Here is a 1,107-nt window from a genome sequence, read left to right as displayed (position 1 = left end):
GCCTGTCACCGGGGGCTTCACGTTGGTCACCTATGCTGCCGTACTCGACGTTCCGCGTCATGTCGTTGAGTTTCTCGCCCGGCTGCTGGCCGGCCATCGTCGCCGGATCGGCACCCCGAAGGGCTCGCGGGCGCTGGGACCATTCCGGCAGGCCGTGCTGGTGCTGCGCTGGTTCCGGGAGCGGTCGTGCGTGCACTGCCTGGCGCGGGACGCGGGAATCTCTCAGGCCACCGGCTACCGCTACCTGCACGAAGGCATAGACGTCCTGGCCGAGCAGGCCCCGGATCTGCACCGGGTCCTTGCAGAGTGCCGAAAGCGGGGCATGAACCACCTGGTCCTGGACGGCACGCTGATCGAGTCCGACCGCGTCGCCGGTACCCACATGAGCGCCGCGGGCAAGGAGGTGGACACCTGGTATTCGGCGAAACACAAGGCATTCGGGGCGAACGTGCAGTTCCTGTCCGCCCCGAACGGCACCCCGTTATGGGTGTCCGAAGCCGAGCCCGGCTCGGTGCCCGACATCACCGCCGCCCGAATGCACTGCCTGTCAGCCCTGTACAAGGCGGCCGCCGACGGCCTGCCCACCCTCGCCGACGCCGGCTATCAAGGCGCCGGGATCGGCATCCACCACCCGTTCAAGAAGCCCCCTGGCCGCTCCCACCTGCAACTTCACTCCGACACCCGCACCTACAACGCACTCCTGCGAGGAGTTCGGGCGCTGGGCGAACGAGCTGCGGCCGAGCTGAAGGAACGCTGGCGCACCCTGAAGCGCGTCACGCTCAGCCCCGGTCGGATCGGCGCCATCGTCAAAGCCGCCCTCGTCCTCAACAACGCCTGGTAATGACCTTCGTTGAGAAAACCTCAGTGATCACTACCGCACGGACATATCCGATCAACTGGCCACCCGATCAATGAGGTTTTCTCAACGAAATGATCTCGCTGTTGCTGGGGCATGAGGGTGGCTGTGGACAGGCGTGAAGCCCCTGGTAGGACAGGTCTTTCTCACAAGACCGCCTGTCACCGGGGGCTTCACGTTGGTCACCTATGCTGCCGTACTCGACGTTCCGCGTCATGTCGTTGAGTTTCTCGCCCGGCTGCTGGCCGGCC

1 protein-coding gene is annotated in these 1,107 nt (G+C 65.7%); it reads left to right on the top strand.

Annotated features, from left to right (window positions below):
- Positions 1-22 precede the first annotated feature (22 nt).
- The gene (locus ACFT4A_RS42520; RefSeq protein ID WP_376381404.1) at positions 23-841 is read left to right on the top strand and encodes a transposase family protein; all 819 of its coding nucleotides are present in this window, start codon (positions 23-25) and stop codon (positions 839-841) included.
- The last annotated feature ends 266 nt before the right edge of the window (positions 842-1,107 follow it).

It is taken from the genome of Streptomyces sp. NPDC057099 (assembly GCF_042671245.1).
Classification (GTDB): domain Bacteria; phylum Actinomycetota; class Actinomycetes; order Streptomycetales; family Streptomycetaceae; genus Streptomyces; species Streptomyces purpurascens.
The sequence above is the reverse complement of the archived record's forward strand: the minus strand, read 5'-3'. Positions and strand labels throughout refer to the sequence as shown.